General features: G+C 60.9%; 20 protein-coding genes and 1 pseudogene. 12 read left to right on the top strand and 9 right to left on the bottom strand.

Features of this window, described 5'->3' with window-relative positions:
* The first annotated feature begins 1 nt into the window (after position 1).
* The 9 genes from murD to lpxC all read left to right on the top strand — a co-directional run bounded on the left by murD (position 2) and on the right by lpxC (position 10460).
* Complete coding sequence (gene murD / locus E0F99_RS03905) at positions 2-1348, top strand: UDP-N-acetylmuramoyl-L-alanine--D-glutamate ligase (protein ID WP_083360079.1); 1347 nt, start codon at positions 2-4, stop codon at positions 1346-1348.
* Positions 1345-2562, top strand: a complete 1218-nt coding sequence (ftsW, locus tag E0F99_RS03900) for a putative lipid II flippase FtsW (RefSeq protein WP_083360078.1) — start codon at positions 1345-1347, stop codon at positions 2560-2562. Before murD ends, ftsW begins: the two co-directional genes overlap by 4 nt.
* Positions 2552-3622, top strand: coding sequence for an undecaprenyldiphospho-muramoylpentapeptide beta-N-acetylglucosaminyltransferase (murG, locus tag E0F99_RS03895; RefSeq protein ID WP_083360077.1), 1071 nt, complete (start codon positions 2552-2554; stop codon positions 3620-3622). Before ftsW ends, murG begins: the two co-directional genes overlap by 11 nt.
* The gene (murC, locus tag E0F99_RS03890; RefSeq protein ID WP_083360076.1) at positions 3615-5060 is read left to right on the top strand and encodes a UDP-N-acetylmuramate--L-alanine ligase; all 1446 of its coding nucleotides are present in this window, start codon (positions 3615-3617) and stop codon (positions 5058-5060) included. Before murG ends, murC begins: the two co-directional genes overlap by 8 nt.
* On the top strand, positions 5057-6013 hold the full coding sequence (locus E0F99_RS03885; protein WP_083360075.1) for a D-alanine--D-alanine ligase: 957 nt from the start codon (positions 5057-5059) through the stop codon (positions 6011-6013). Before murC ends, E0F99_RS03885 begins: the two co-directional genes overlap by 4 nt.
* A 4-nt stretch (positions 6014-6017) precedes the next feature.
* A complete protein-coding gene (locus E0F99_RS03880; RefSeq protein WP_083360074.1) occupies positions 6018-6887 on the top strand; it encodes a cell division protein FtsQ/DivIB in 870 nt (289 codons plus the stop codon).
* A gap of 15 nt (positions 6888-6902) precedes the next feature.
* Entirely contained in the window at positions 6903-8165 is a 1263-nt protein-coding gene (ftsA, locus tag E0F99_RS03875; RefSeq protein ID WP_083360073.1) for a cell division protein FtsA, read from the top strand.
* 65 nt (positions 8166-8230) lie between these two features.
* The gene (ftsZ, locus tag E0F99_RS03870) at positions 8231-9436 is read left to right on the top strand and encodes a cell division protein FtsZ (RefSeq protein ID WP_017138180.1); all 1206 of its coding nucleotides are present in this window, start codon (positions 8231-8233) and stop codon (positions 9434-9436) included.
* Positions 9437-9548: 112 nt separating this feature from the next.
* Entirely contained in the window at positions 9549-10460 is a 912-nt protein-coding gene (lpxC, locus tag E0F99_RS03865) for a UDP-3-O-acyl-N-acetylglucosamine deacetylase (protein ID WP_003171886.1), read from the top strand.
* A gap of 233 nt (positions 10461-10693) precedes the next feature.
* Here lpxC and E0F99_RS03860 read toward each other — a convergent pair whose 3' ends face one another.
* From E0F99_RS03860 to E0F99_RS03835, 6 genes are all read right to left on the bottom strand, one after another.
* Positions 10694-12187: a GGDEF domain-containing protein gene (locus E0F99_RS03860; protein ID WP_083360072.1), complete on the bottom strand. Its 1494-nt coding sequence runs from the start codon at positions 12185-12187 to the stop codon at positions 10694-10696.
* Positions 12188-12274: 87 nt separating this feature from the next.
* A complete protein-coding gene (locus E0F99_RS03855) occupies positions 12275-13597 on the bottom strand; it encodes an OprD family porin (RefSeq protein ID WP_083360071.1) in 1323 nt (440 codons plus the stop codon).
* Positions 13598-13889: 292 nt separating this feature from the next.
* The gene (locus E0F99_RS03850; RefSeq protein WP_083360070.1) at positions 13890-15254 is read right to left on the bottom strand and encodes a heavy metal sensor histidine kinase; all 1365 of its coding nucleotides are present in this window, start codon (positions 15252-15254) and stop codon (positions 13890-13892) included.
* The gene (locus E0F99_RS03845; RefSeq protein ID WP_083360069.1) at positions 15244-15921 is read right to left on the bottom strand and encodes a heavy metal response regulator transcription factor; all 678 of its coding nucleotides are present in this window, start codon (positions 15919-15921) and stop codon (positions 15244-15246) included. The genes E0F99_RS03850 and E0F99_RS03845 overlap by 11 nt, the downstream gene beginning before the upstream one ends.
* 31 nt (positions 15922-15952) lie before the next feature.
* The gene (locus E0F99_RS03840) at positions 15953-19048 is read right to left on the bottom strand and encodes a multidrug efflux RND transporter permease subunit (protein ID WP_130908708.1); all 3096 of its coding nucleotides are present in this window, start codon (positions 19046-19048) and stop codon (positions 15953-15955) included.
* Positions 19045-20211, bottom strand: a complete 1167-nt coding sequence (locus E0F99_RS03835; RefSeq protein WP_083360067.1) for an efflux RND transporter periplasmic adaptor subunit — start codon at positions 20209-20211, stop codon at positions 19045-19047. Before E0F99_RS03835 ends, E0F99_RS03840 begins: the two co-directional genes overlap by 4 nt.
* Before the next feature lie 213 nt (positions 20212-20424).
* On the opposite strand from E0F99_RS03835, the gene E0F99_RS03830 reads away from it, so the two are divergent.
* The 3 genes and pseudogenes from E0F99_RS03830 to E0F99_RS30370 form a co-directional block, all read left to right on the top strand.
* A complete protein-coding gene (locus tag E0F99_RS03830; protein WP_056858969.1) occupies positions 20425-20658 on the top strand; it encodes a hypothetical protein in 234 nt (77 codons plus the stop codon).
* Positions 20659-20864: 206 nt separating this feature from the next.
* A complete protein-coding gene (locus E0F99_RS03825; protein WP_232000176.1) occupies positions 20865-21626 on the top strand; it encodes a transporter substrate-binding domain-containing protein in 762 nt (253 codons plus the stop codon).
* 101 nt (positions 21627-21727) lie between these two features.
* Positions 21728-21914: pseudogene (locus tag E0F99_RS30370) on the top strand (methyl-accepting chemotaxis protein); the annotation flags it as partial.
* Positions 21915-21981: 67 nt separating this feature from the next.
* Here the strand turns inward: E0F99_RS30370 and E0F99_RS03815 are convergent.
* The 3 genes from E0F99_RS03815 to E0F99_RS03805 all read right to left on the bottom strand — a co-directional run bounded on the left by E0F99_RS03815 (position 21982) and on the right by E0F99_RS03805 (position 24222).
* Positions 21982-22725, bottom strand: coding sequence for a YkgJ family cysteine cluster protein (locus tag E0F99_RS03815; RefSeq protein ID WP_083360066.1), 744 nt, complete (start codon positions 22723-22725; stop codon positions 21982-21984).
* A 108-nt stretch (positions 22726-22833) separates the two neighbouring features.
* Entirely contained in the window at positions 22834-23316 is a 483-nt protein-coding gene (locus tag E0F99_RS03810) for a GNAT family N-acetyltransferase (protein ID WP_083360065.1), read from the bottom strand.
* A gap of 3 nt (positions 23317-23319) precedes the next feature.
* Positions 23320-24222, bottom strand: coding sequence for a chemotaxis protein CheV (locus tag E0F99_RS03805; RefSeq protein WP_083360064.1), 903 nt, complete (start codon positions 24220-24222; stop codon positions 23320-23322).
* Positions 24223-24344 lie beyond the last annotated feature (122 nt).

Below are 24344 nucleotides of genomic sequence, written 5' to 3'. Positions count from 1 at the left end.
AGTGTCCCTGATCGCTTCAGACCACTTCCGCATCGTTGTCGGCCTCGGCAAGAGCGGCATGTCCCTGGTTCGCTTCCTGGCGAACCGGGGCACGTCGTTTGCCGTGGCCGATACGCGGGAAAATCCACCGGAGCTGGTCACGCTGCGCCGTGACTACCCGCACGTGGAAGTGCGTTGTGGCGAGTTGGATGTCGAGTTTCTGTGCCGCGCCGATGAGCTCTACGTGAGCCCGGGCCTGGCACTGGCCACACCGGCCCTGCAAGCCGCCGCCGCACGTGGCGTGAAGTTGTCCGGCGACATCGACCTGTTCGCGCGTAACGCGAAGGCGCCGATTGTGGCGATCAGTGGCTCCAACGCCAAAAGTACCGTGACCACGTTGGTTGGCGAGATGGCCGTTGCGGCCGGCAAGCGCGTGGCCGTGGGCGGTAACCTCGGCACACCGGCGCTGGATCTGCTCAATGATGATGTGGAGCTGTACGTGATGGAACTCTCGAGCTTTCAGCTCGAAACCACTCACGACCTGGGCGCGGAAGTCGCCACCGTGTTGAACGTCAGCGAAGACCACATGGACCGCTACAGCGGCCTGCCGGCGTATCACCTGGCCAAGCACCGGATCTTCCGCGGGGCCAAGCAAGTGGTGGTCAACCGTCAGGATGCCCTGAGCCGTCCGCTGATGGGCGAGGGCTTGCCGTGCTGGACCTTCGGCCTGGGCAAACCCGACTTCAAGGCTTTCGGCATTCGCGAAGAGAACGGCGAGAAATACCTGGCCTTCGAATTCCAGAACCTGATGCCGGTGCGTGAACTGAAGATCCGTGGCGCGCATAACCAGTCCAATGCCCTGGCGGCGTTAGCACTCGGTCACGCAGTGGGCCTGCCGTTCGATGCCATGCTCGCAAGCCTGCGCACCTTCGCCGGCCTTGAGCACCGCTGCCAGTGGGTCCGCGACCTCAATGGCGTCAGCTATTACAACGATTCCAAAGCCACCAACGTGGGGGCTGCCTTGGCGGCCATCGAAGGTCTTGGCACCGATATCGACGGCAAGCTGGTGCTGATCGCCGGTGGCGATGGTAAAGGTGCTGACTTCAAAGACCTCAAAGGTCCAGTGGCTGCCCATTGCCGCGCCGTGGTGTTGATGGGGCGGGATTCCGGTTTGATCGCCGCCGCCCTCGGTGACGCCGTGCCACAAGTACGTGCCACGTCCCTGGACGACGCCATCGCTCAATGCAAAGCCCTGGCCCAGCCGGGCGATGCAGTGCTGCTGTCGCCGGCGTGCGCCAGTTTCGACATGTTCAAGAACTACGAAGAGCGCGGCCAGCTGTTCGCCCGCGCCGTGGAGGCCTTGGCATGAATTTCAGAAATATCATCAAGCCGTACCCGTCGCCGATCATCACCGGCCGTGGCATCGACCTTGATTTCCCGATGCTCGCCGGTTGCCTTGCGTTGCTCGGTCTGGGCCTGGTGATGATCACGTCGGCGTCCTCCGAAGTGGCCGCCGTGCAGTCGGGCAACACCCTGTACATGATGATCCGCCACTTGGTGTATCTGGTGATCGGTCTCGGCGCGTGCATCGTCACCATGATGATCCCGATTGCCACTTGGCAGCGCCTGGGTTGGCTGATGCTGATCGGTGCGTTCGGCTTGCTGATCATGGTGATCCTCCCCGGCATCGGCCGTGAGGTGAACGGTTCGATGCGCTGGATCGGTTTCGGTGCGTTCAACGTGCAGCCGTCGGAAATCGCCAAGGTGTTCGTGGTGATCTACCTCGCCGGCTACTTGGTGCGTCGCCAGAAAGAAGTCCGCGAAAGCTGGATGGGTTTCTTCAAGCCATTCATCGTGTTGCTGCCGATGGCTGGTCTGTTGCTGATGGAGCCCGACTTCGGTGCCACCGTCGTGATGATGGGCGCGGCTGCGGCGATGCTATTCCTGGGCGGCGTTGGCTTGTTCCGGTTCACCTTGATGGTGGTGCTGGCCGTGGCCGCCGTGACAGTACTGGTGCAGGCGCAACCTTACCGGATGGCCCGTCTGATTACCTTTACTGACCCGTGGGCCGACCAGTTCGGTTCCGGCTACCAGTTGACCCAGGCGCTGATCGCCTTCGGTCGCGGCGAGTGGCTGGGTGTGGGTCTGGGCAACAGCGTGCAGAAGCAGTTCTACCTGCCGGAAGCGCATACCGACTTCGTGTTCTCGGTACTCGCCGAAGAACTCGGCGTGGTCGGTTCACTGTGCACTGTCGCGCTGTTCGTGTTCGTGTGTGTACGCGGCATGTACATCGGCTTGTGGGCAGAGAAGGCCAAACAGTATTTCGCCGCGTATGTGGCGTATGGCTTGTCATTCCTGTGGATCGGCCAGTTCCTGATCAACATTGGAGTGAACGTCGGTCTGTTGCCGACTAAGGGCCTGACCTTGCCGTTCCTCAGTTACGGCGGCAGTTCGTTGGTGATTTGCTGCGCGTGTCTCGGGTTATTACTGCGCATCGAGTGGGAGAGTCGAACCCACTTGGGCAGCGAAGAGATGGAATTTAGCGAGAGCGATTTTGCCGAGGAGCCGACCCATGGGCGCTAACGTGCTGATCATGGCGGGCGGCACCGGGGGGCACGTATTCCCGGCCCTGGCCTGCGCGCGTGAATTCCAGAACCGTGGCTACACCGTGCACTGGCTGGGTACGCCGCGTGGTATCGAAAACGAACTGGTGCCGAATGCCGGCTTGCCGCTGCATTTGATCAACGTCACGGGCCTGCGTGGCAAGGGCAAGTTGTCCCTGCTCAAGGCGCCGTTTGTGTTGCTCAAGGCGGTGTGGCAGGCGCGTAAAGTCATTCGTGAATTGAAGCCGGTGTGTGTGCTCGGTTTTGGCGGTTATGTGACCGGCCCTGGCGGTGTGGCGGCCAAGCTCGCTGGCGTGCCGGTGATCGTGCACGAACAGAACGCCGTCGCCGGTACTGCGAACCGCCTGCTGGTGCCGTTGGCCGCGCGGGTGTGTGAAGCGTTCCCGAACACCTTCAGCGTGTCGGACAAACGCCGCACCACCGGCAACCCGGTGCGCACTGAGCTGTTTATGGACATTGCCCGCTCGGCACTGGCCGGGCGCAAGGCGCATTTGCTGATCCTCGGCGGAAGCCTTGGCGCCGAGCCGCTGAACAAATTGCTGCCGGAAGCCGTGGCGCAACTCCCTGTGGAATTGCGCCCGGAGATCTTCCACCAGGCCGGCAAGAATCACGATGAAGTGACCGCAGCCCGCTATCACGAGGCTGGGGTCGAGGCGAATGTACAGCCCTTCATCAAAGACATGGCCCAAGCCTATGGCTGGGCCGACCTGGTGGTCTGTCGCGCTGGTGCGTTGACCGTCAGTGAACTGGCCGCCGCCGGTCTGCCGTCCTTGCTGGTGCCTTTGCCCCACGCGATTGACGATCACCAGACCCGCAACGCCGAATATTTGGCCGGGGAGGGCGCTGCCTTCCTGCTGCCGCAAAGAACGACTGGCGCCGCCGATTTGGCCGCACGCCTGACTGAGGTTTTGATGCAACCGGAACGACTCAACAGCATGGCGAGCACCGCAAGCCGCCTGGCCAAACCTGATGCAACCCGCACCGTGGTCGATATCTGCCTGGAGGTGGCCCATGGTTGAGAATCAGAAAGCCATGCCACAACCGGAAATGCGCCGCATCCGTCGCATCCACTTCGTCGGTATCGGCGGCGTGGGCATGTGCGGGATTGCCGAAGTGCTGCTGAATCTGGGCTACCAAGTGTCCGGCTCCGACTTGAAAGAGTCGCCGGTCACCGACCGCCTGAAGTCCTTCGGTGCACAGATCTTTATCGGCCACCGTGCCGAGAACGCCGCCGAGGCCGATGTACTGGTGGTTTCCAGTGCCGTGAACACCGCCAACCCGGAAGTGGCCACCGCCCTTGAGCGCCGTATTCCTGTGGTGCCGCGCGCCGAGATGCTCGCTGAGCTGATGCGCTATCGCCACGGCATCGCCGTCGCCGGTACGCACGGCAAAACCACCACCACCAGCCTGATCGCCTCGGTGTTCGCCGCCGGTGGCCTGGACCCGACGTTTGTCATCGGTGGCCGTCTGAATGCAGCGGGCACCAATGCCCAGCTCGGCACCAGCCGCTACCTGATTGCCGAAGCCGATGAAAGTGATGCGAGCTTCCTGCACCTGCAGCCGCTGGTCGCGGTAGTCACCAACATCGACGAAGACCACATGGCGACCTACGACGGTGACTTCAACAAGTTGAAGAAAACCTTCGTCGAGTTCCTGCACAACCTGCCGTTCTACGGGTTGGCCGTGGTGTGCCTGGATGATCCGGTGGTGCGTGAAATCCTGCCGCAGGTCAAGCGTCCGACCGTGACCTACGGCTTCAGCGAAGACGCCGACGTGCGCGCGATCAATGTGCGTCAGGAAGGCATGCAAACCTTCTTCACTGTGCTACGCCCTGACCGTGAGCCGTTGGATGTTTCGGTGAACATGCCGGGCAACCACAACGTGCTCAACTCGCTGGCGACCATCTGCATCGCCTCCGATGAGGGCGTCAGCGATGAAGCCATTGTCGAAGGCTTGTCGCGCTTTGCCGGTGTTGGCCGGCGCTTCCAGGTCTACGGCCAACTGCCGGTAGAAGGCGGCGACGTCATGCTGGTTGACGATTACGGTCACCACCCGACCGAAGTTGCGGCTGTGATCAAAGCCGTACGCGGTGGCTGGCCGGAGCGCCGCCTGGTGATGGTTTACCAGCCGCACCGCTACAGCCGCACACGCGACCTGTATGACGATTTCGTCAATGTATTGGCCGATGCCAACGTGCTGCTGCTGATGGAAGTTTACCCGGCCGGTGAAGAGCCGATCCCGGGCGCCGACAGCCGCAAGCTGTGCAACAGCATTCGTCAACGTGGCCAGTTGGACCCGATCTACATCGAGCGTGGTGTGGACCTGGCGCCGATCGTTAAACCGCTGCTGCGTGCCGGTGACATCCTGCTGTGCCAGGGCGCCGGTGACATCGGCGGTCTCGCGCCTAAGCTGCTTGCCAGCCCGCTGTTTGCTGCGCAAAAGGGGAAGTCGAAATGACCTCGAATTACGACGCCCTGTTTTCCACCTTTACGCCTGCCGACTTCGGCCGCGTGGCCGTGCTGTTCGGCGGCAAGAGTGCTGAGCGTGAAGTTTCGCTCAAGTCCGGCAATGCTGTACTTCAAGCACTGCAAAGCGCCGGTGTGAACGCGTTCGGTATTGACGTGGGTGATGATTTCCTTGCTCGTCTGCAGGCCGAGAAGATCGACCGTGCCTTCATCATCCTGCACGGCCGTGGCGGTGAAGACGGCAGCATGCAAGGCCTGCTTGAGTGCGCTGGCATCCCCTATACCGGCAGCGGCATCCTCGCCTCGGCACTGGCGATGGACAAGTTGCGCACCAAGCAGGTGTGGCACAGCCTGGGTATTCCAACCCCGCGTCACAGCGTGTTGTGCAGCGAAGACGATTGTATTTCTGCAGCCAAGGAACTGGGTCTGCCTTTGATCGTCAAACCAGCCCATGAAGGCTCCAGTATCGGCATGGCTAAAGTGAACTCGGCCGCCGAATTGATCGACGCATGGAAAGCGGCAAGTACCTACGATTCGCAAGTGTTGGTGGAACAGTGGATCCAAGGTCCCGAGTACACCATCGCCACCCTGCGTGGCCAGGTATTGCCACCTATCGCATTGGGCACGCCCCACACTTTTTACGACTACGACGCCAAGTATGTGGCTTGCGATACTCAGTACCGGATCCCCTGCGGCCTCGACGCAACCAAGGAACAGGAATTGATGGACCTCACGGCGAAAGCCTGTGAGGCGCTGGGTATCGCCGGTTGGGCGCGAGCAGACGTGATGCAGGATGACCAAGGGGATTTCTGGTTCCTGGAAGTCAACACCGCTCCCGGTATGACCGATCACAGCCTGGTACCTATGGCAGCCCGTGCCGCCGGTTTGGATTTCCAGCAGTTGGTGCTGTCGATCCTGGCCGCAAGCATTGAGCCAAGAGGCTAAACACATGAACGGCGCATCGCTTCGTCATCAGCCCCCACAAGCACCCGGCCGCAAGCCGGTGCCTCGGGGTGCCAGCCGGATGGTGGCTAAAGAGCCGATGTCGGCGCGCCTGCCGAAAGCCAACTTTGGTTTTCTCAAAGCGCTGTTCTGGCCGGTGCTGTTGGTGGCGTTGGGCTTCGGTACTTACGAAGGTGCACAGCGCCTGTTGCCGTATGCCGACCGGCCGATCACCAAGATCAGCGTGCAGGGCGACTTGAGCTACATCAGCCAGCAAGCGGTGCAGCAGCGCATCGGCCCGTACCTGGCGGCGAGCTTCTTTACCATCGACCTGGCCGGTATGCGCCGGGAGCTGGAACAGATGCCATGGATCGCTCACGCCGAAGTCCGCCGCGTCTGGCCGGACCAGGTGACGATCCGCCTGGAAGAACAACTGCCCGTGGCCCGTTGGGGCGATGGCGCGCTGTTGAACAACCAGGGGCAGGCGTTCACCCCGCGTGAGCTGGCCAACTACGAGCACCTGCCGCAGTTGTTCGGGCCGCAGCGGGCGCAACAGCAAGTGATGCAGCAGTACCAGGCCTTGAGCCAGATGCTGCGGCCACTGGGTTTCTCCATCGCACGCCTGGAATTGCGTGAGCGGGGCAGCTGGTTTTTGACCACCGGGGCAGGCAGTTCCGGCCCGGGCATCGAGTTGTTGCTGGGACGCGACCGCTTGGTGGAAAAGATGCGCCGCTTTATTGCCATCTATGACAAGACCTTGAAAGAACAGATTACGAACATTGCGAGCGTCGATCTGCGTTACGCCAACGGCCTGGCCGTCGGCTGGCGTGAACCCGCTGCGCCGACGACAGCCAAACCCGCTGTCGCGAAGAATTAAGAAGAGGCAGGACCCATGGCAAACGTGCAAAGCGGAAAAATGATCGTCGGTCTCGATATCGGCACCTCCAAAGTGGTGGCGCTTGTCGGCGAGGTCGGGGAAGACGGTGTTATCGAAATCGTCGGTATCGGCACGCATCCGTCCCGGGGCCTGAAGAAGGGCGTGGTGGTGAACATCGAGTCCACCGTGCAATCGATCCAGCGCGCCATTGAAGAAGCGCAGCTGATGGCCGGCTGCCGGATTCACTCAGCGTTCGTCGGTGTGGCCGGCAACCATATCCGCAGCCTGAACTCCCACGGCATCGTGGCGATCCGCGACCGTGAAGTCAGCTCGGCTGACCTTGAGCGTGTACTCGACGCGGCCCAGGCCGTGGCGATCCCGGCTGACCAGCGTGTGCTGCACACCCTGCCGCAGGACTACGTGATCGACAACCAGGAAGGCGTTCGCGAGCCGCTGGGCATGTCGGGCGTACGTCTGGAAGCCAAGGTTCACGTGGTGACCTGCGCCGTCAACGCTGCACAAAACATTGAAAAATGCGTGCGCCGCTGCGGCCTGGAAATCGACGACATCATTCTCGAGCAGTTGGCTTCGGCCTACTCGGTGCTGACCGACGACGAAAAAGAACTGGGCGTGTGCCTGGTGGATATCGGCGGCGGCACCACCGACATCGCGATCTTCACCGAGGGTGCGATCCGTCACACCGCCGTGATCCCGATTGCTGGCGACCAAGTCACCAACGACATCGCCATGGCGCTGCGTACACCGACCCAGTACGCCGAAGAAATCAAGATCCGCTACGCCTGCGCCCTGGCCAAACTGGCGGGTGCCGGTGAAACCATCAAGGTGCCGAGCGTGGGTGATCGCCCGCCGCGTGAGCTGTCGCGCCAGGCGCTGGCCGAAGTGGTCGAGCCGCGTTACGACGAGCTGTTCACCCTGATCCAGGCCGAACTGCGTCGCAGCGGCTACGAAGATTTGATCCCGGCCGGCATCGTGCTGACCGGTGGCACCTCGAAGATGGAAGGCGCGGTCGAACTGGCCGAGGAAATCTTCCACATGCCAGTCCGTCTGGGCGTGCCTCATGGCGTCAAAGGCCTGGGCGACGTGGTGCGCAACCCAATTTATTCCACCGGTGTGGGCTTGCTGTTGTACGGGCTGCAAAAGCAGACCGACGGCATTTCCCTGTCGGGACCGAGTATCCGTGACAGCTATCGCGGCGACGAAGAGGCCAAAGCGCCTTTATTCGATCGCATCAAGAGCTGGGTGCAAGGCAACTTTTAAGATTTACCGCAACACCGTTTCAAGCAGTAGGCGAAAAAACTAGAGATAACGAAAGGAGAGGGAACATGTTCGAACTCGTAGACAACATCCCCGCCAGCCCGGTCATCAAAGTGATCGGTGTCGGCGGTGGCGGCGGCAACGCTGTCAACCATATGGTCAAGAGCAACATTGAAGGCGTTGAATTCATCTGCGCCAACACTGATGCCCAGGCGCTGAAAAGCATCGGCGCGCGGACCATCCTGCAATTGGGCACAGCGGTGACCAAGGGCCTCGGCGCTGGCGCCAATCCGGAAGTCGGCCGTCAAGCCGCGCTGGAAGACCGCGAGCGTATTGCTGAAGTGCTGCAAGGCACCAACATGGTGTTCATCACCACCGGCATGGGCGGCGGTACCGGTACGGGTGCTGCGCCGATCATTGCCGAAGTGGCCAAGGAAATGGGGATTCTGACCGTTGCAGTCGTAACGCGTCCGTTCCCGTTCGAAGGTCGCAAACGCATGCAGATCGCCGACGAAGGCATCCGTCTGCTGTCTGAAAGCGTCGACTCGTTGATCACCATTCCCAACGAGAAATTGCTGACCATCCTGGGCAAGGACGCGAGCCTGCTGTCCGCTTTCGCCAAGGCTGACGATGTACTCGCCGGTGCCGTTCGCGGTATCTCCGACATCATCAAACGCCCAGGCATGATCAACGTCGACTTTGCCGACGTACGTACCGTGATGAGCGAAATGGGCATGGCAATGATGGGCACTGGCTGCGCCAGCGGTCCGAACCGTGCACGTGAAGCCACTGAAGCGGCGATCCGCAACCCATTGCTCGAAGACGTGAACCTGCAAGGTGCACGCGGCATCCTGGTGAACATCACCGCCGGCCCTGACCTGTCCCTGGGTGAGTACTCCGACGTGGGTAGCATCATCGAAGCCTTCGCTTCCGAGCACGCGATGGTCAAGGTCGGTACCGTTATCGATCCAGACATGCGCGACGAACTGCACGTGACCGTTGTTGCTACCGGCCTGGGTGCAAAAATCGAGAAGCCTGTGAAGGTGATCGACAATACCGTTCACACCGGCCACAACAGCCACGCTAGCCAGCAAGCTGCCGCTCCTGCGCCTGCGCGCCAGGAACTGCCGTCTGTGAACTACCGTGATCTGGACCGTCCGACCGTGATGCGCAACCAGGCTCAGGCCGGTGCTGCGGCGTCCCGTAGCCCGAATCCGCAAGATGACCTGGACTACCTGGACATCCCGGCATTCCTGCGTCGTCAGGCCGATTAATGGAATGTATCAGGGCTATGAAGGTGATTGGTGTTCAGCAAAGGTCTGGTCTGCTATTATCGCCAGCCTTTGTTGATACCAGTTCGCAATTTGCGCTGAAGCGGTCCAAGCCATGATTAAACAACGCACCCTGAAGAATATTATCCGTGCCACAGGTGTAGGTCTGCACTCCGGGGAGAAGGTATACCTGACTCTCAAACCTGCACCTGTCGACACCGGCATCGTGTTTGTTCGTGCCGACCTGGACCCTGTGGTGCAGATTCCTGCTCGCGCGGAAAACGTTGGCGAAACCACTATGTCGACCACATTGGTCAACGGTGACGTCAAAGTGGACACGGTGGAGCACTTGCTCTCGGCCATGGCTGGCCTGGGCATCGATAACGCCTACGTCGAGCTCTCCGCGTCCGAAGTCCCTATCATGGATGGCAGCGCTGGACCCTTCGTATTCTTGATTCAATCTGCCGGCCTGGAAGAACAGGACGCAGCCAAGAAGTTCATTCGCATTCTGCGGGAAGTGACAGTAGAAGACGGCGACAAGCGCGCCACCTTCGTCCCGTTCGAAGGCTTTAAAGTGAGCTTTGAGATCGATTTCGATCACCCGGTATTCCGTGACCGCACCCAAAGTGCAAGCGTGGATTTTTCCAGCACTTCGTTCGTAAAAGAAGTCAGCCGCGCCCGTACCTTTGGTTTCATGAGTGACATCGAGTACCTGCGCAAGCACAACCTCGCACTCGGCGGTAGCGTTGAAAACGCCATTGTGGTCGACGCGGATGGTGTACTGAACGAAGACGGCCTTCGCTACGAAGACGAGTTCGTGAAGCACAAGATCCTCGATGCAATCGGTGACCTCTACCTGCTGGGCAATAGCCTGATAGGCGAGTTCAAAGGCTTCAAGTCGGGCCACGCCCTTAACAACCAGCTGCTGCGCAAGTTGATTGAGCAGACAGATGCTTGGGAAGTCGTGACCTTCGAAGATGCCAGCACCGCACCGATCTCTTACATGCGTCCCGTTGCGGCGGTGTAAGTAACAACTCTCTTTCTTTAGTTTTGAAAGGCCACCTTCGGGTGGCCTTTTTTTATGCCTTTTTAGCTGAGCGGATCACCTGTGGCGACAAGGCTTGCCCTGCATTGGGCTGCGAAGCGGCCCCGGAATCTGCTACCGAGCAGTGTCTGGTGTACTTCATTTTTCATTATTGGGGGCTGCTGCGCAGCCCAACTCGGGGCGAGCCCGCTCGCCACAACATGTCCGCCTTCTACTCAACGCTTGCCCGCCTCTACAATCCGATTACGCCCCGTGTGCTTGGCCTCATACAGCGCCTGGTCCGCACTCAGCAATAGCGCCTCCAATGATATACGGCTGTGTTTGCCCCACGTGCTCATGCCAATACTCACGGTAATCGGCTGCTCAGCGCCAGCAACTCGCGGCAGGTGCTCGACACCGCTGCGGATATGCTCGGCGATCACCCAGGCGCCCTTGGCGTCGGTATCCGGCAGCACCACCGCAAACTCTTCCCCGCCATACCGCGCGGCCAGGTCAGCCGGGCGTCGGATGTTGCCACCGATCACCTGCGCGACCGTGCGCAATGCCTCGTCGCCGCCGTGATGGCCGTGGCGGTCGTTAAAGGCCTTGAAGTGGTCCACGTCGATCATTAGCAGCGTCAGCGGCTCGGTCGAGCGTTGTGCGCGGTCCCACTCCAGGCGCAGGCGCTGGTCCAGGGTACGGCGGTTTGCCAGGCCGGTGAGCGCATCAGTGGCGGCAAGCTCAGACAACACCTGTTCGGCACGATAGCGACGGCGCAGTTCGCGGCGCAACATCCACGTCAGCCACAACAGGCCGATACACAGCACGCCGGTGGCGCCACTGGTCAGCCGCGCGGCACGTTGCCAGGGGGCGAACACGTTTTCGCTGGCCAGCGCCACCACCACAATCAACGGCAGCTCACCGACCCTGGTGAACGTATATAAACGCTCTGTGCCAGAGAGGGTGGAAATCGCCTGAAAGCTGCCTTCGCCTTCGCGCAGTATGCGTTTGAAATTGGGCCGGTCGCTGAGGTCCTTATCAATCATGTCGCGCTCCAGCAGCGGCTGCTGGGCCAGAAGGATGCCACGGGTGTTCAGCAGGTTGACGGAGCTGCCGTTGCCGATGGTGAGGCGGTTGAACAGTTGATCGAAATACGCCAGGCGCATCGTCGCCACCGCGACCCCGGCGAACTCGCCGTTGGGGCCCTCCACTCGGCGACTGAATGCCATGCGCCACACTTGATCGCAATCGCAGCGGATCTTGAACGGGCGGCTGATAAACAGACCGGCCTGTGCATTTTGTTTATGCACCTGGAAATAGTCACGGTTGGCGAAATTGCGCGGCGTCGGCTGCAGCGTCGAAGAATCGGCAACCACCGCGCCATTGGCATCCAGCAACAGCACTTCGCCCTTGAACGGCGCTGCGATGGATTGATCAAACTGCACCATGTGCCGGATGTCCGGCGTCGCCTGCGACAAGTCATCGCGCGTGGTGGCCTTGATCAAGCCCTGCAGCGCCAGGTCGTAGAGTTCGGCGTTGCGCAGCACATCGGCATTGATCAGTTGGGTGATATTGGTGGCCGCGCGCTTGGCCGCCTGCAGGGTGCTGGCGTGTTCGCGGGTGAGCAAGGCTGCGACGATAACCACGATCAGGATGACGGTCAGGCCACTGCCCAGCATCAGCAGAAGCTCCGAGCGGGCAGGTAAGGCAGGAGGGCGGGGTTGACTCATCGCGCAGGCTTCAACAGGGAAGATACTGGCAGTTTAGTTCTACGCGATGAAAATTAGCGCATGGGCTAAAAAAGAAAGATCAGCGGGTTAGAACACGTTGATCGGGTAGTCCACGATCACCCGGTATTCGTCCACGTCCCGATCCACCGCCGCGTAGCCGTTGCCACCGCGGTTGGTCGCCCACTGCAGGCGCACGGCCAGGTCTTTGGCCTTGCCGCCTTGCACCACGTATTTCAGGTCGATATCGCGCTCCCAATGTTTCGCGTCCTTGCCGTCGGCGCTGTACCAGGCGCTGTAGCCACGGCTTTGCGGGTCGACCTTGGTCAGGTCGGTCTTGCCGCTGATGTAGGACACGGCGGAGGTCAGCCCAGGCATGCCGAGGCCTGCAAAGTCATAGGCGTACTTGAGTTTCCACGAGCGCTCGTTAGGGCCGTTGAAGTCCGAGTATTGCTGGGAGTTGTCCAGGTAAACGCTGTCGCCCTGGCTGATGTAGTCGAACGGCGTGTTGCCGTTGACCCGTTGATAAGCGGCGGTGACGCTGTGGTTGCCCACGCCTACGGTGAAATGCAGGCTGTAGGTATTGTTGTCGATGGTGCCCAGCAGCGATTGGCCGGTGTCCTGGGTGTGGTAGTAGTGCAGGCCTGGGTTGAGGCTGACCCAGTCGTTCAGCGCGTAGGTGTAGTCCAGGTCGTAGTAGTACTGGTGCCACACGTCCTTGAGTTCGGAGGCGTACAGGTTGCTGGTCAAGCCTGGGATACTGCTGAAGGACACGCCGGCCCAGTTCAGGTGCTGGCTGTCGGCATGCGCCGGCAGCGCGCCGTAGCTGGTGCCGATGCGCCGGTGGCCGCTCTGGTTGTAGAGCTTGGTGAAACTGGCCTGGCCACCTTCGAGCATCCAGCCGTCGAAGCTGTGGTTGGTCAGGCTTACACCACGGAAATCCTGCGGCAACATGCGGGTCATGCCGCCGGCGATCACCGGATTATTGAGGAACAGGTCGCCGGCCTTCAGCTCGGTGTCGAAGGCGCGCATTTTCAAGGTGCCGCCTGCGGTGGAGAACGAGCCGGGCGCTTTGCCGTTGCCGGAGCCGACTGGCAGGATGCTGGAACCGTCTGTGCCGCCACCGCCGTCGAGCTTGAGGCCGAGCATGGCGTTGAGGTCCAGGCCGAAGCCGACGGTGCCTTGGGTGTAGCCGGATTCGAAGGTGCCGATGAAGCCTTGGCCCCATTCCTTGCTGTCATCGGTGTGAATGTCGCGACGGTCGCGGTTCATGTAGTAGTTGCGGGTGTTGATCTTGAGGCTGGAACCTTCGACGAAACCGTCGGCGGGGGGGGTGTCTGCCGCTTGGGCGAAAGGGGCGATCGTTGCTGCAATCGCGAGGAATAGCGGGGTGAACGTCAGCGAGTTCTTCACCGGTGGAGCTCCTTTGGTCAATCGTAAACGGCCAATGTCGTGGGGGTGTGCCTGGCCTTTTTTTACGGCAAAAAAAAGCCGCTGAAGTCAGCGGCTTTAAGACAGATTCCCAGTGTAGAGCCCTGGAAAAAGTCGAGGGGAATTGGGGTGAGCGGGAAGCTGTGTTTGCCGTCGCGCTCATCGGTGCGTCAAATTAACGCAGGTGAGCGGTGCGATACAGAGTGTAACAAGATAATGACTGTTGCCCAAATCGCAATAGTCAAGGTGGCAGAGTTCCACTGTGGGAGCTGTGTTAAACCGGCAACGTAATGCCAAAGGTATTACCGCCACCCTCACTGCGCACAAACACATCCCCGCCATGCATCAAGGCAATCGCCTTGACGATCGCCAACCCCAACCCATGATTCGCCCCGCTGTTACTGCGCGACGCATCCACCCGATAAAACCGCTCGAACAACCGTGGTAAGTGCTCAGTGGCAATTTCGTCCCCAGGATTGGTCACCCCAATCGCCACCTGATGCGCTTGCACCTCGATCGCCACCTCGATCACTTGCCCCGGTGCGGTGTGCTGCACCGCATTGCTCAGCAGATTAATCAGCGCACGGCGCAAGTGCGCTTTTTCAATCTGCACCAACGCGTCACCGCGCACCCGTACCTGGACTTGGGCGTCTTCGAGGATGAAGTCCAGGTAATCGAGCGTGGTCGCCACCTCATCCGCCAGCGAACTTTCGATCAGCTTGGTCGCCTTGCTGCCCTGATCAGCACTGGCCAGGAACAACATGTCATTGATGATCGAGCGCAACCGCTCCAGCTCTTCAAGGTTGGATTGCAGCACCTCGAAATAATGCTCGGCCGAACGCCCGCGCGTCAGCGCTACCTGGGTTTGGCCAATCAGATTGGTCAGCGGCGAGCGCAGCTCATGCGCCACATCAGCATTGAATGATTCCAAGCGCGAGTAGGCCTGCTCAACCCGGTCCAGTGTCGAGTTGAACGAATTGACGAACTGGCTCAATTCCGGCGGTAACGGCGACAGTTGCAAGCGCCCCGAGAGCTTGGGCGGTGCAAGTTTCTGCGCCTCGTCCGAGAGCTTACCCAGCGGCTTGAGGCCGATACGCGAGACCCAAAACCCCAACAGTGCCGCCAGCACCACGCCGATAAATGCCAGGCTGATCAGTGCTACCAGCAACTGGTGTTGAGTGGTGCGGAAGTTTTCGGTGTCGATGGCGATCATAAAACGCAGCGGCGGGCGCTGTTCTTTCGCCGCGAACTGGCTCACCAGTACCTTGAACGGGTACTCACGCCCCGGCAGGCGCAAGTCGCGTTTACCGGTCGGCCCTGCGGCGAACGCGCGGATCTGCGCATCCGGGTTGCCGTACTCGTAGTTTGGATCGCTGCTCACCACCCAGAAGCGGATGCGCTTGTCTTCCTCACCGAGCAATTTCAGTTTGGCGGTGATTTTCGCCCAGTGGTCCGGCGTGCCGAAGCGGTTCACCGAGGATTCAAGCACGCTGTAGCGCGCATCCAGCTCGGCGCCCGGCAACAACCCCAAGCCTCGGTCTACTTGCTGGTACAACGCGCCGCCGATCAACACGAAGATCAGTAGCGCCACGAGGGTGAACATGCCGCTCAGGCGCAGGGCGATGGAGTTAGCCGACACTGCGGTTCTCCAGCACATAGCCCATGCCGCGAATAGTGTGCAGCAGCTTGGTATCGAACGGTCCGTCGAGCTTGGCGCGCAGGCGCTTGATCGCCACTTCGACGACGTTGGCGTCGCTGTCGAAATTGATGTCCCAGACCATCTCGGCAATCGCGGTCTTGGAGAGGATTTCACCTTGGCGACGCGCCAATACGCTGAGCAGCGAGAACTCCTTGGCGGTCAGGTCCAGGCGCAGGCCGTTGCGGCTGGCCTTGCGGCTGATCAAATCTATCCACAGGTCGGCGACGGTGACCTGCACCGGTTCATGCCCGCCACTGCGCCGGGTCAGCGCCTGCAGGCGTGCCACCAGTTCCAGGAATGAAAACGGTTTGCCCAAATAGTCGTCGGCGCCTTCGCGCAGGCCGCGAATGCGGTCTTCCACGCGCTCACGTGCGGTGAGCATGATCACCGGTGTCTGCTTGCGTGCACGTAGCGCGCGCAACACACCGAAGCCGTCGAGGCCGGGCAGCATCACGTCGAGCACGATTACTGCGTAATCGTTCTCCAGCGCCACGTGCAAACCCTCGACGCCTTCACGCGCCACATCGACGGTATAGCCTTGTTCCGTCAGGCCACGGTGCAGGTAGTCCGCGGTTTTTTCTTCATCTTCAATAATCAGGACGCGCATGAGCCTTTTGCTCCAAGGCAGGGCCTCAGCCTCAATGTGTGGTCGCCAGCTCGGGCACTGGTTTGGGCCTGTGGAAAAAACGTTCAAGGTACAAGTATATGACCGGTGTGGTGAACAGTGTCAGCGCCTGGCTCACCAGCAAGCCGCCTACCACGGCGATCCCCAGTGGCTGACGCAACTCCGCACCTGGGCCGGAGCCCAGCATCAGCGGCACTGCGCCGAGCAGGGCGGCGAGGGTGGTCATGATAATCGGCCGGAACCGTGTGACGCAGGCTTCATAAATCGCCTCCTCGGGCGCTAGCCCGCGCACGCGTTGGGCGTCCAGGGCGAAGTCGATCATCAGGATGCCGTTTTTCTTCACGATACCGATCAGCAACACCAGGCCGATCAGGGCCATGATCGAAAAGTCCTGGCCCAGCAGCCACAGCATGATCAGCGCACCCAGGCCCGCCGACGGCAGGGTGGAAATGATCGTCAGCGGGTGCACAAAGCTCTCATACAGCACACCCAGAATAATGTAGACCGCCACCAGCGCCGCGAGGATCAACCAGGGTTGGCTGGCCAACGAACTCTGGAACGCCTGGGCGGCGCCCTGGAAAGTACCGATCATGGTCGCCGGCATACCGATTTCGTTCTTGGCCTGGTTGAGCATGATCACCGCATCGCCCAATGCCACGCCGGGCGCCAGGTTGAACGACAGATTGGCTGCCGGGAACATGCCGTCGTGGCTGATGGATAATGGCCCCACCGTGGGTGGATCAACCTTGGCCAGCGCCGACAGCGGCACCATCTCGTTAGTCAGCGGCGAGCGCAGGTAGAAGTAGTTCAGGCTTTCGGCCTTGCCGCGCTGCTGGCTGTCGAGTTCCAGCACCCCTTGGTACTGGTTAATCTCGGTCTGGAACTCGTTGATCTGGCGCTGGCCGAACGCGTCATACAGCGCCTGGTCGACATCGGTGGCGGTAAGGCCGAAACGCGCGGCGGCCTGGCGGTCGATGCTGATGTGGGTGATGCTGCCGCCCAGCTGCAGGTCGTTGGACAGGTCACGGAACGCCGGGTTGGCGCGCAGTGTTTCGGTCAGGCGCTGGGTCCAGGTGTTCAGCGTCGAGCCGTCGTTGCTCTTGAGCACATATTGATACTGCGCGCGGCTCGGGCCGGAGCTGAGGTTGATGTCCTGGCCGGCGCGCAGGTACAACACAATGCCCGGCACCTTGGCCAGTTTGGGGCGAATGCGGTCGATGAATTGGCTGGCGGTCACATCACGATCACCACGGGCTTTCAAGGCAATCCAGAAACGCCCGTTGGCAATGGTCTGGTTGCTGCCGGTCACGCCCACCGAATGAGAAAACGCTTCGACGGCCGGGTCGGCCTTGACGATTTCGGCCAGGGCTTTGTGTTTGGCGACCATGTCCGTGTACGACACGTCGGCCGCCGCCTCGCTGGTGCCGAGTACGAAACCGGTGTCTTGCACCGGGAAGAAGCCCTTGGGGATAAACACGTAGCCGACCACCGCCAACGCCAGGGTGATGATGAAGATCGCCGCCATCGTGCGTTGATGGGCCAGTGCACGGCGCAGGTTGCGTGCATACGCGGCGAGCAGGCGTTCGCTGAAACCGGGTTTGTCCTGGGCGTGATGGGTGGGTGGGCGCATGAACAGCGCGGCCAGGGTCGGCGCCAGGGTCAGCGAAACCACGACTGAAATCAGGATGGTCGAGGTTGCCGTCAGCGCGAACTCCTTGAACAACCGCCCGACCACGCCGCCCATGAACAGCAGCGGTATAAACGCCGCCACCAGCGAGAAGCTGATGGACACCACGGTAAAGCCAATCTCGCCGGAACCCTTGATTGCCGCCTCGCGTTTGCTCAGGCCCGCTTCCAGGTGCCGGTGAATGTTCTCCACCACCACGATGGCGTCGTCCACCACAAAGCCCACGGCAATCACGATCGCCACCAAGGTCAGGTTGTTCAGGCTGAAGCCCATCAGGTACATCAAGGCGAAACTGGCGATCAGCGACACGCCGAGCACGCTGGACACAATCAGCGTCGCCGACAATTGGCGCAGGAACAGCGCCATCACCGCCACCACCAGCAAGATGGCGATCAGCAAGGTGACTTCCACTTCATGCAGGGAGGCGCGGATGGTCTTGGTGCGGTCGGTCAACACGCTGACCTGCACCGAGGCGGGCAACATGCCTTCCAGGCGCGGCAGTTCGGCTTGAATGCGGTCCACGGTCTCGACGATGTTGGCGCCGGGCTGGCGCGAAATCACCAGGTTGACCCCTGGGGTGTCGCCCGACCAGGCCTGTACGTAGGCGTTTTCCGAGCCGTTGATGACTTTGGCGACGTCGCGCAGTTGAACCGGCGCGCCGTTCTTGTAGGAAACGATCAACTGGCCGTACTCATCCGGGTGAAACAGCTGGTCGTTGGTCGACAGGGTCGACACGCTGTTCTCACCGTAGATCGCGCCCTTGGCCAGGTTCAAGCTGGATTGCTGGATCGCCACGCGCACATCGGCGAGGGTCAGGCCAATCGCCGCGAGTTTGTCTGGCGAGGCTTGTACGCGAATCGCCGGGCGTTGCTGGCCGGTGATGTTGATCTGACCGACGCCGTCGATCTGGCTGATCTGGCGGGCCAGCAAGGTTTCCACGTAGTCGCTCAGCTCGGTGCTGGGCATGCTGTCGGAGCTGACGCTGAGGATCAGCACCGGGCTGTCCGCCGGGTTGACCTTCTTCCAGGTCGGCAGGCTTGGCATGTCGCTGGGCAACTTGCCGGAGGCGGTGTTGATCGCCGCCTGCACTTCTTGCGCGGCCGTGTCGATGCTCTTGTTCAGCGTAAATTGCAGGGTCAGCAGGCTTGAGCCCAAGGCGCTGCTGGAGGTCATTTGGGTCATGCCGGGGATGGCACTGAATTGCACCTCCAAAGGCGTTGCCACCGAGGAGGCCATGGTGTCCGGGCTGGCGCCGGGCAATTGCGCACTGACCTGGATCGTCGGGAATTCCGCTTCCGGCAGTGGCGCAACGGCCAGGCGCGGGAAGGCGATGATGCCCAGCAGCACCAACGCGAAGGTCAGCAGCAGGGTGGCGACCGGGTGGTCGACGCACCAGGCCGACGGAGAAAGGCTGCCGCTCATGGTTGCACCTTGGCGTCGACGGTCTGGATCACTTGCGGTGGTTGCTTGAGCACGTCTACCCGGGCGCCGGCCTTGAGCCGCGACTGGCCATCGCTGACCAGCACATCACCGGCCTGCACGCCCTTGATGATGTTCACGTCGCTGTTCTGATACGTGACTTGCACCGGCACAATCTCGACCTTGTCACCCTTGAGCCGGTACACAAAATGCGAGTCCAGGCCGCGTTGCACCACGGTCGGCGGCACCACCAGCGCGTTCTTGTCGAGAGCGGTCTGGATCTTGACAGTCACCAGTTGCCCCGGCCACAGGCGCTGCGAGGCATTCTTGAACTCGGCCTTGGCGCGCAGGGTGCCGGTGGTGGAGCTGATCTGGTTGTCGATCAGGCTCAAGTGGCCTTCTCCGAGCAAGTCGCCGGTCTGGCCGTCGGTGTCGGCGCCCATGTAGGCATTGACGCTGGCTTGAGTGGGCGATGCGATCAGGCCTTGCAGGGTCGGCAACATTTGTTGCGGCAGTGAGAACTCCACGGCAATCGGGTCGATTTGCGTCACGGAGAACAGGCCTTGGGTATCACTCATGCGCAGGAAGTTGCCTTCATCCACCGTGCGAATGCCGACGCGGCCAGTGACGGGAGAGCGAATCTGGGTGAAGGAAAGCTGTACTTGGGCGGAATCAATCGCGGCCTGATTGCCTTGCGCCGTGGCCTTGAGTTGGTTGACCAACGCTTGTTGCTGGTCGTAGGTCTGTTTCGACACGCCGTCGTCGATGCTCAGTTCTTTGTAGCGCTTGAGGTTGACCAATGCCACTTGCAACTGCGCCTGGCTTTCCCCCAGTTGCGCCTTGGCCTGGTCGAGGCTGGCGCGGATCGAGCGGTCATCAAGGGTGGCCAGCAGGTCGCCGGTTTTGACCCATTGGCCCTCCTTGACCAGCAATTTAGTGAGGATGCCGTCGATTTGCGCGCGGATCACCACACTGTGCAACGACAGCGCCGAGCCGATGCTGCTCACATACCGAGGAATGTCCTGTTGCACCACGCTCACTACTCGCACCGGGATGGCAGTTGGCGCCGCCAGTTTGGTCTTGGCGGGCCGGGTCAAGGCCCAGCCTGCAATCGCCACGACCACGAGGACACCCACGATCAGGGCGGTTTTTCGTTGAATGTGCATGGGGTGAGGCGCCAGGGCAAAGGATTGGGAGAATGAAGGTCTTTATAGCCTGCCCATCCGGTCAGCACGGTGACGGCTAACTGACGGCGCTGTCAGCAAAGTCCGACCATTCGTACAGGCGGTGGTTAAAGATGCGAAGCGCGCAGGTATACTGCGCGCCAGTAAGGCCCGCAAGCCGGCCTCGCCTCATTTTTTGCACGCTCCGGAGCTTCCATGACTTCCCCGACACAACCCCCTGTTGAAGCGGCCGACCTCGTCGATCCGGCCGACGCTCAAAGCGTTGAAAAAGCCGAGATCCCGGCGTTCAAGTTTCCGTTCAAACCGGGTGAGTTGGCCGGGGCCAAGAATGCTGCCCAGCCTTGGTACAAAAACGGTGCCAAAAACGGCCACACCAAGTCGCCAGGCATGGCGCCGCCAGGCACTCGCCGTTCGATGGGTAAACGCTGAGAGTAATGATGCGCAGACTCTAACGGCATTTGCCTACAGGTAGCGCTGATCTTTCTTATTGAAGGCCCATGACCGTTTCTTGAAAGCTTGTGCAGCCTCTGCTCCGCCTCGATTGTGCTTTACGGGGCAGGGTGTAGTGAGGCTGGTCTTTCCAGAAAAGGACGTCCCCAGTGGATTTCATACGGGTTTTTGTAGCGCCTGCCTTATTGCCCTTAGCCGCTTTTTTCTGCTCCGCTGCGACAGGTGATGAGCCACGGGGCGACATTCGTTTCGCCGTCGTGGCCCAATTCCCACCCTTTCAAAGCCGCGATCAGCACGGTCAGTTGGTGGGGTTGAATATTGATTTGGGCAATGCCCTTTGCCAACAGCTCAACACGCGGTGTACCTGGGTCGATCAGGTGCTTGTTGAAAGCTTTCAAGCCCTTGAGGCCCGTCGATTCGATGCGATCATGGGCATAGCCCCCACTTCTAGGCGGCGCCAATGGGCAAGCTTTACCGACCATCTCTATCCCTTTACCACGCGGCTCGTAGCCCGCAAGGCATCAGGCTTGTTGCCTACCGTAGCGGCGCTCAGGGGGAAGCGTGTCGGCGTACTGCTGGGCAGCAACCGTGAAGCCTTCGCCCGATCAAAGTGGGCACCGGCGGGCGTGGTCATCAAGAGTTTCTGGCTCAATGACGAACTGGTGCGCAGCCTGGTGGCCGGCCATATCGATGCGACGCTGCAAGGCACGGTGGAAATCCGCAAGGCGCTGCTCAACACCGCTGTCGGCCAGGATTTCGACTTCCTTGGCCCCGCTGTTTCGGCCGAGCTATTGGGTGACGGCGTGGCTATCGCGGTGCGCAAGCCGGATATCGCCTTGCGTGATGAACTCAACCACGCGCTGGAACAACTGAGGCAGAACGGCGACTACCAGCGAATTCTTAAGCCCTACAACCTGGATGAGCCCGTCACTGTCCATGACGGCTAATGAATTGCGCGGAACATCAGTTGGATCAGTAGTTGCCCCTTCGGTGCGCTTAGAGTCGACGGCCCTGCCGACGCCTCCAATAATTACGAGCGCGCTTCTCCATGAAGATCAACCTGCCGGTCATCGGTCGAAATGTGGACGTTGCCTGCGACGCGAACCTCCGCTTGACGATCGACGCTGACCAGCGTGATGACCTATGCGAATCAGCACTGCATCGACGTCTGCAGCTATAGCGGTGATGAGCCGCTTGGCGCGCCGCACAACGTGCTGCGCCACCCCGATCTGCCGCCGGTAAGCTGTTAGCGGATGCGCGGATCGGAAATCGAGTGCCTGGCCAGCCTGTACACCAGCGCGCCTACGAAGCTCGCAACGAAATAAACGCGTAGTTGGCCGGCACCTGAGTGGCAATCCGGGCGCCGGCATCCAGCAACTGTTCGGCGATGTCCGTGCCGGACACATGAAACACCCACTCATTGGCTGCGCTGGGTTGTTCAGCCGCCAGCTCGATCGCCTGGGCAAAGGCGTTCATGTCCGGCAAGTACGCGGTGAACCCATCACCCTTGAGCGCGGTGGTGCGAATGCCTAGCAAGGCGCACACCGCCTCCTTGGTCTGCACGTCATCGCGGTCGGCCTGGCGCGAGCGGCGGATTAACTCCGCCAACTCCAGGTCCATCAACTCGCCCCCGACGATCAACGCGGGGCCTTGCTCCCAGGATTCCGGCGGGCAGTCTTTAGCGCCAGGGTTGAGCGGGATATGCGGGTTGATTTCCATCGGATAGATGCGGCACACCAACGGGCGACGTTCATAAATGCCGCAGCGGTTGTCTTCGTCAAGATTTCGGCAGCGCCCGGCGTTATAGGCGGCAAAGGTGATGGCTACAAACGCCTCGGCAGTGCCGCTGGGCACCACCACCGAGCGGCGCTCTGCGTGCTCGCGTTGTTGCAGGGGCAAGCCCAGCCCGTTGCCAAGAAAACCCTCCACCAGCACGATGACGTTACCGCCGTCAGCCGCCCACTGCCGGGCCTCTTCGAGGGTCAGGGGCACGTGATGGTCGGAGCAGCATTTACCGCAACCCACACAGGAAAAATGAGTGTTCATGGAGTATCTGTCACCAGGCAAGGTCAGAGGGCACTCTTGAACAGTGACGGTTTTTTGCCTCTATGCACTGTTCAAGCGTTTGCGAAGCAAGTTATGCGCCAGTGCCTGTCAGCCCTCGGGTACCCAGTCGCGCAGCACAAACACCATGCCGGCACTTTCATACAGTTGCCGGGCGCGCAGGTTGCTTTCGCGCACCTTAAGGTCGACGTAGGGTTCGCCACGTTGCTTGAACACGTTAAAGGTGTGCAGCAATAAGGCGCGGCCGAGCCCCTGGCCTTGGGCGCAGGGGTGTACCGAGAGGTTCTTGATAAACGCGCTGGTCCAGCATTGGGCCACACCGAGGATACCGTCGGCGTTACTGGCCACCAGGCACAGCGTGGGGTCGAACTCGGCGTCCGTGACGAACTGATGTTGCCATTGCGTCAGCCCGGCCACACGGCCACCGCCTTGGTCCTGGGTCATGCGCAACACCGCATGAATCGCCGGGGCCATTTCTTTACGGTAATGATCCAATCGCGTATCAGCCGGCCACTGCGGTGCGGGCAGGCTGCCAGTGAGGTCGCGACGCAGCAGTTGGAAATACTCCGCCACGGGCTACAGGCCCTTTTGCGCCACGGTTTGCGCAGCGATGACCAGACATTTGGTCAGCTCGGGCGAGGAGAACTTGGTGAGCACCGAATCGGCTCCGGCCAGGCGCGCCTTTTCACTGTTCATTGCGCTGTCCAGGGACGTATGCAGCAGCACGTAAAGCTCCTGGAAGTCCGGGGTTTCGCGCAACGTGCGCGTGAGGGCGTAACCATCCATTTCAGACATTTCGATGTCCGACACCACCACGTTGATCTGCTGGGCCGTGCCTTGCAGTTCCAGCAGCACGTCGATGGCTTCCTTGGCGCTGCGTGCGGTGTGGCAGGTCAGGCCGAGGTTGCGCAGGGTGTGCACGGATTGCTGCAGGGCGACCTGGCTGTCGTCCACCACCAGGATTCGCGCATTGCCCAACACCTCGGCCTCTTCCATGGTCAGATCAGTGGGCGCCGCTTCAACCGGTGCCGGGGCGATGCCGTGGATAACCTTCTCGATATCCAGCACCTGCACCAGCCCGCCTTCAACCTGGGTCACCCCGGTGATAAACGAGCGATTGCCGCCGGAGCCATAGGGTGGCGGGCGAATGTCGGTGGTCAGGCAGTGCACGATCTTGCTCACCGCCTGCACATGCAGGCCCTGCTTGGAGCGGCTGACGTCAGTGACGATCAGGCAGCCGCCGTTCGGGTCTTGCAGGGGCATTTCGCCCAGGGCACGACTCAGGTCGATCACCGACAGCGAAGCACCGCGCAGCGTGGCGATACCTTTGACGTGGGGGTGAGACTCCGGCAGCTTGGTCAGCGGCGGGCAGGGGATGATTTCACTGACTTTCAGCAGGTTGATGGCCATCAGCTTGCCACTGCGCAAGGTAAAGAGCAGAAGCGAGAGTGAATCTGCGCGGGCTTTGGTGGTGGACATAAAAACCTTCTGTGGATCAGGGAAGACGATCTATAGAGGGTTATCGACTTGGGCGCGCCAGGCTTTAACCGGATTTTGTGTCGGGCTGGATCAGTGTGGTATAGGGCTTGCTCCCGATTGCG

Origin of the sequence: Pseudomonas antarctica (assembly GCF_900624995.1) — a bacterium.
GTDB classification, from domain to species: domain Bacteria; phylum Pseudomonadota; class Gammaproteobacteria; order Pseudomonadales; family Pseudomonadaceae; genus Aquipseudomonas; species Aquipseudomonas antarctica.
The sequence above is the reverse complement of the archived record's forward strand: the minus strand, read 5'-3'. Positions and strand labels throughout refer to the sequence as shown.

Excerpts from the sequence above, each read along its gene's own strand:
- ftsW (WP_083360078.1), top strand. The coding sequence starts at position 1,345 with ATGAATTTCAGAAATATCATCAAGCCGTACCCGTCGCCGATCATCACC.
- E0F99_RS03860 (WP_083360072.1), bottom strand. The coding sequence starts at position 12,187 with ATGAGTCAACCCCGCCCTCCTGCCTTACCTGCCCGCTCGGAGCTTCTG.
- E0F99_RS03885 (WP_083360075.1), top strand. The coding sequence starts at position 5,057 with ATGACCTCGAATTACGACGCCCTGTTTTCCACCTTTACGCCTGCCGAC.
- E0F99_RS03840 (WP_130908708.1), bottom strand. The coding sequence starts at position 19,048 with ATGAGCGGCAGCCTTTCTCCGTCGGCCTGGTGCGTCGACCACCCGGTC.
- lpxC (WP_003171886.1), top strand. The coding sequence starts at position 9,549 with ATGATTAAACAACGCACCCTGAAGAATATTATCCGTGCCACAGGTGTA.
- E0F99_RS03815 (WP_083360066.1), bottom strand. The coding sequence starts at position 22,725 with ATGAACACTCATTTTTCCTGTGTGGGTTGCGGTAAATGCTGCTCCGAC.
- murG (WP_083360077.1), top strand. The coding sequence starts at position 2,552 with ATGGGCGCTAACGTGCTGATCATGGCGGGCGGCACCGGGGGGCACGTA.
- ftsA (WP_083360073.1), top strand. The coding sequence starts at position 6,903 with ATGGCAAACGTGCAAAGCGGAAAAATGATCGTCGGTCTCGATATCGGC.
- E0F99_RS03835 (WP_083360067.1), bottom strand. The coding sequence starts at position 20,211 with ATGCACATTCAACGAAAAACCGCCCTGATCGTGGGTGTCCTCGTGGTC.
- murC (WP_083360076.1), top strand. The coding sequence starts at position 3,615 with ATGGTTGAGAATCAGAAAGCCATGCCACAACCGGAAATGCGCCGCATC.
- E0F99_RS03830 (WP_056858969.1), top strand. The coding sequence starts at position 20,425 with ATGACTTCCCCGACACAACCCCCTGTTGAAGCGGCCGACCTCGTCGAT.
- E0F99_RS03880 (WP_083360074.1), top strand. The coding sequence starts at position 6,018 with ATGAACGGCGCATCGCTTCGTCATCAGCCCCCACAAGCACCCGGCCGC.
- E0F99_RS03845 (WP_083360069.1), bottom strand. The coding sequence starts at position 15,921 with ATGCGCGTCCTGATTATTGAAGATGAAGAAAAAACCGCGGACTACCTG.
- ftsZ (WP_017138180.1), top strand. The coding sequence starts at position 8,231 with ATGTTCGAACTCGTAGACAACATCCCCGCCAGCCCGGTCATCAAAGTG.
- E0F99_RS03805 (WP_083360064.1), bottom strand. The coding sequence starts at position 24,222 with ATGTCCACCACCAAAGCCCGCGCAGATTCACTCTCGCTTCTGCTCTTT.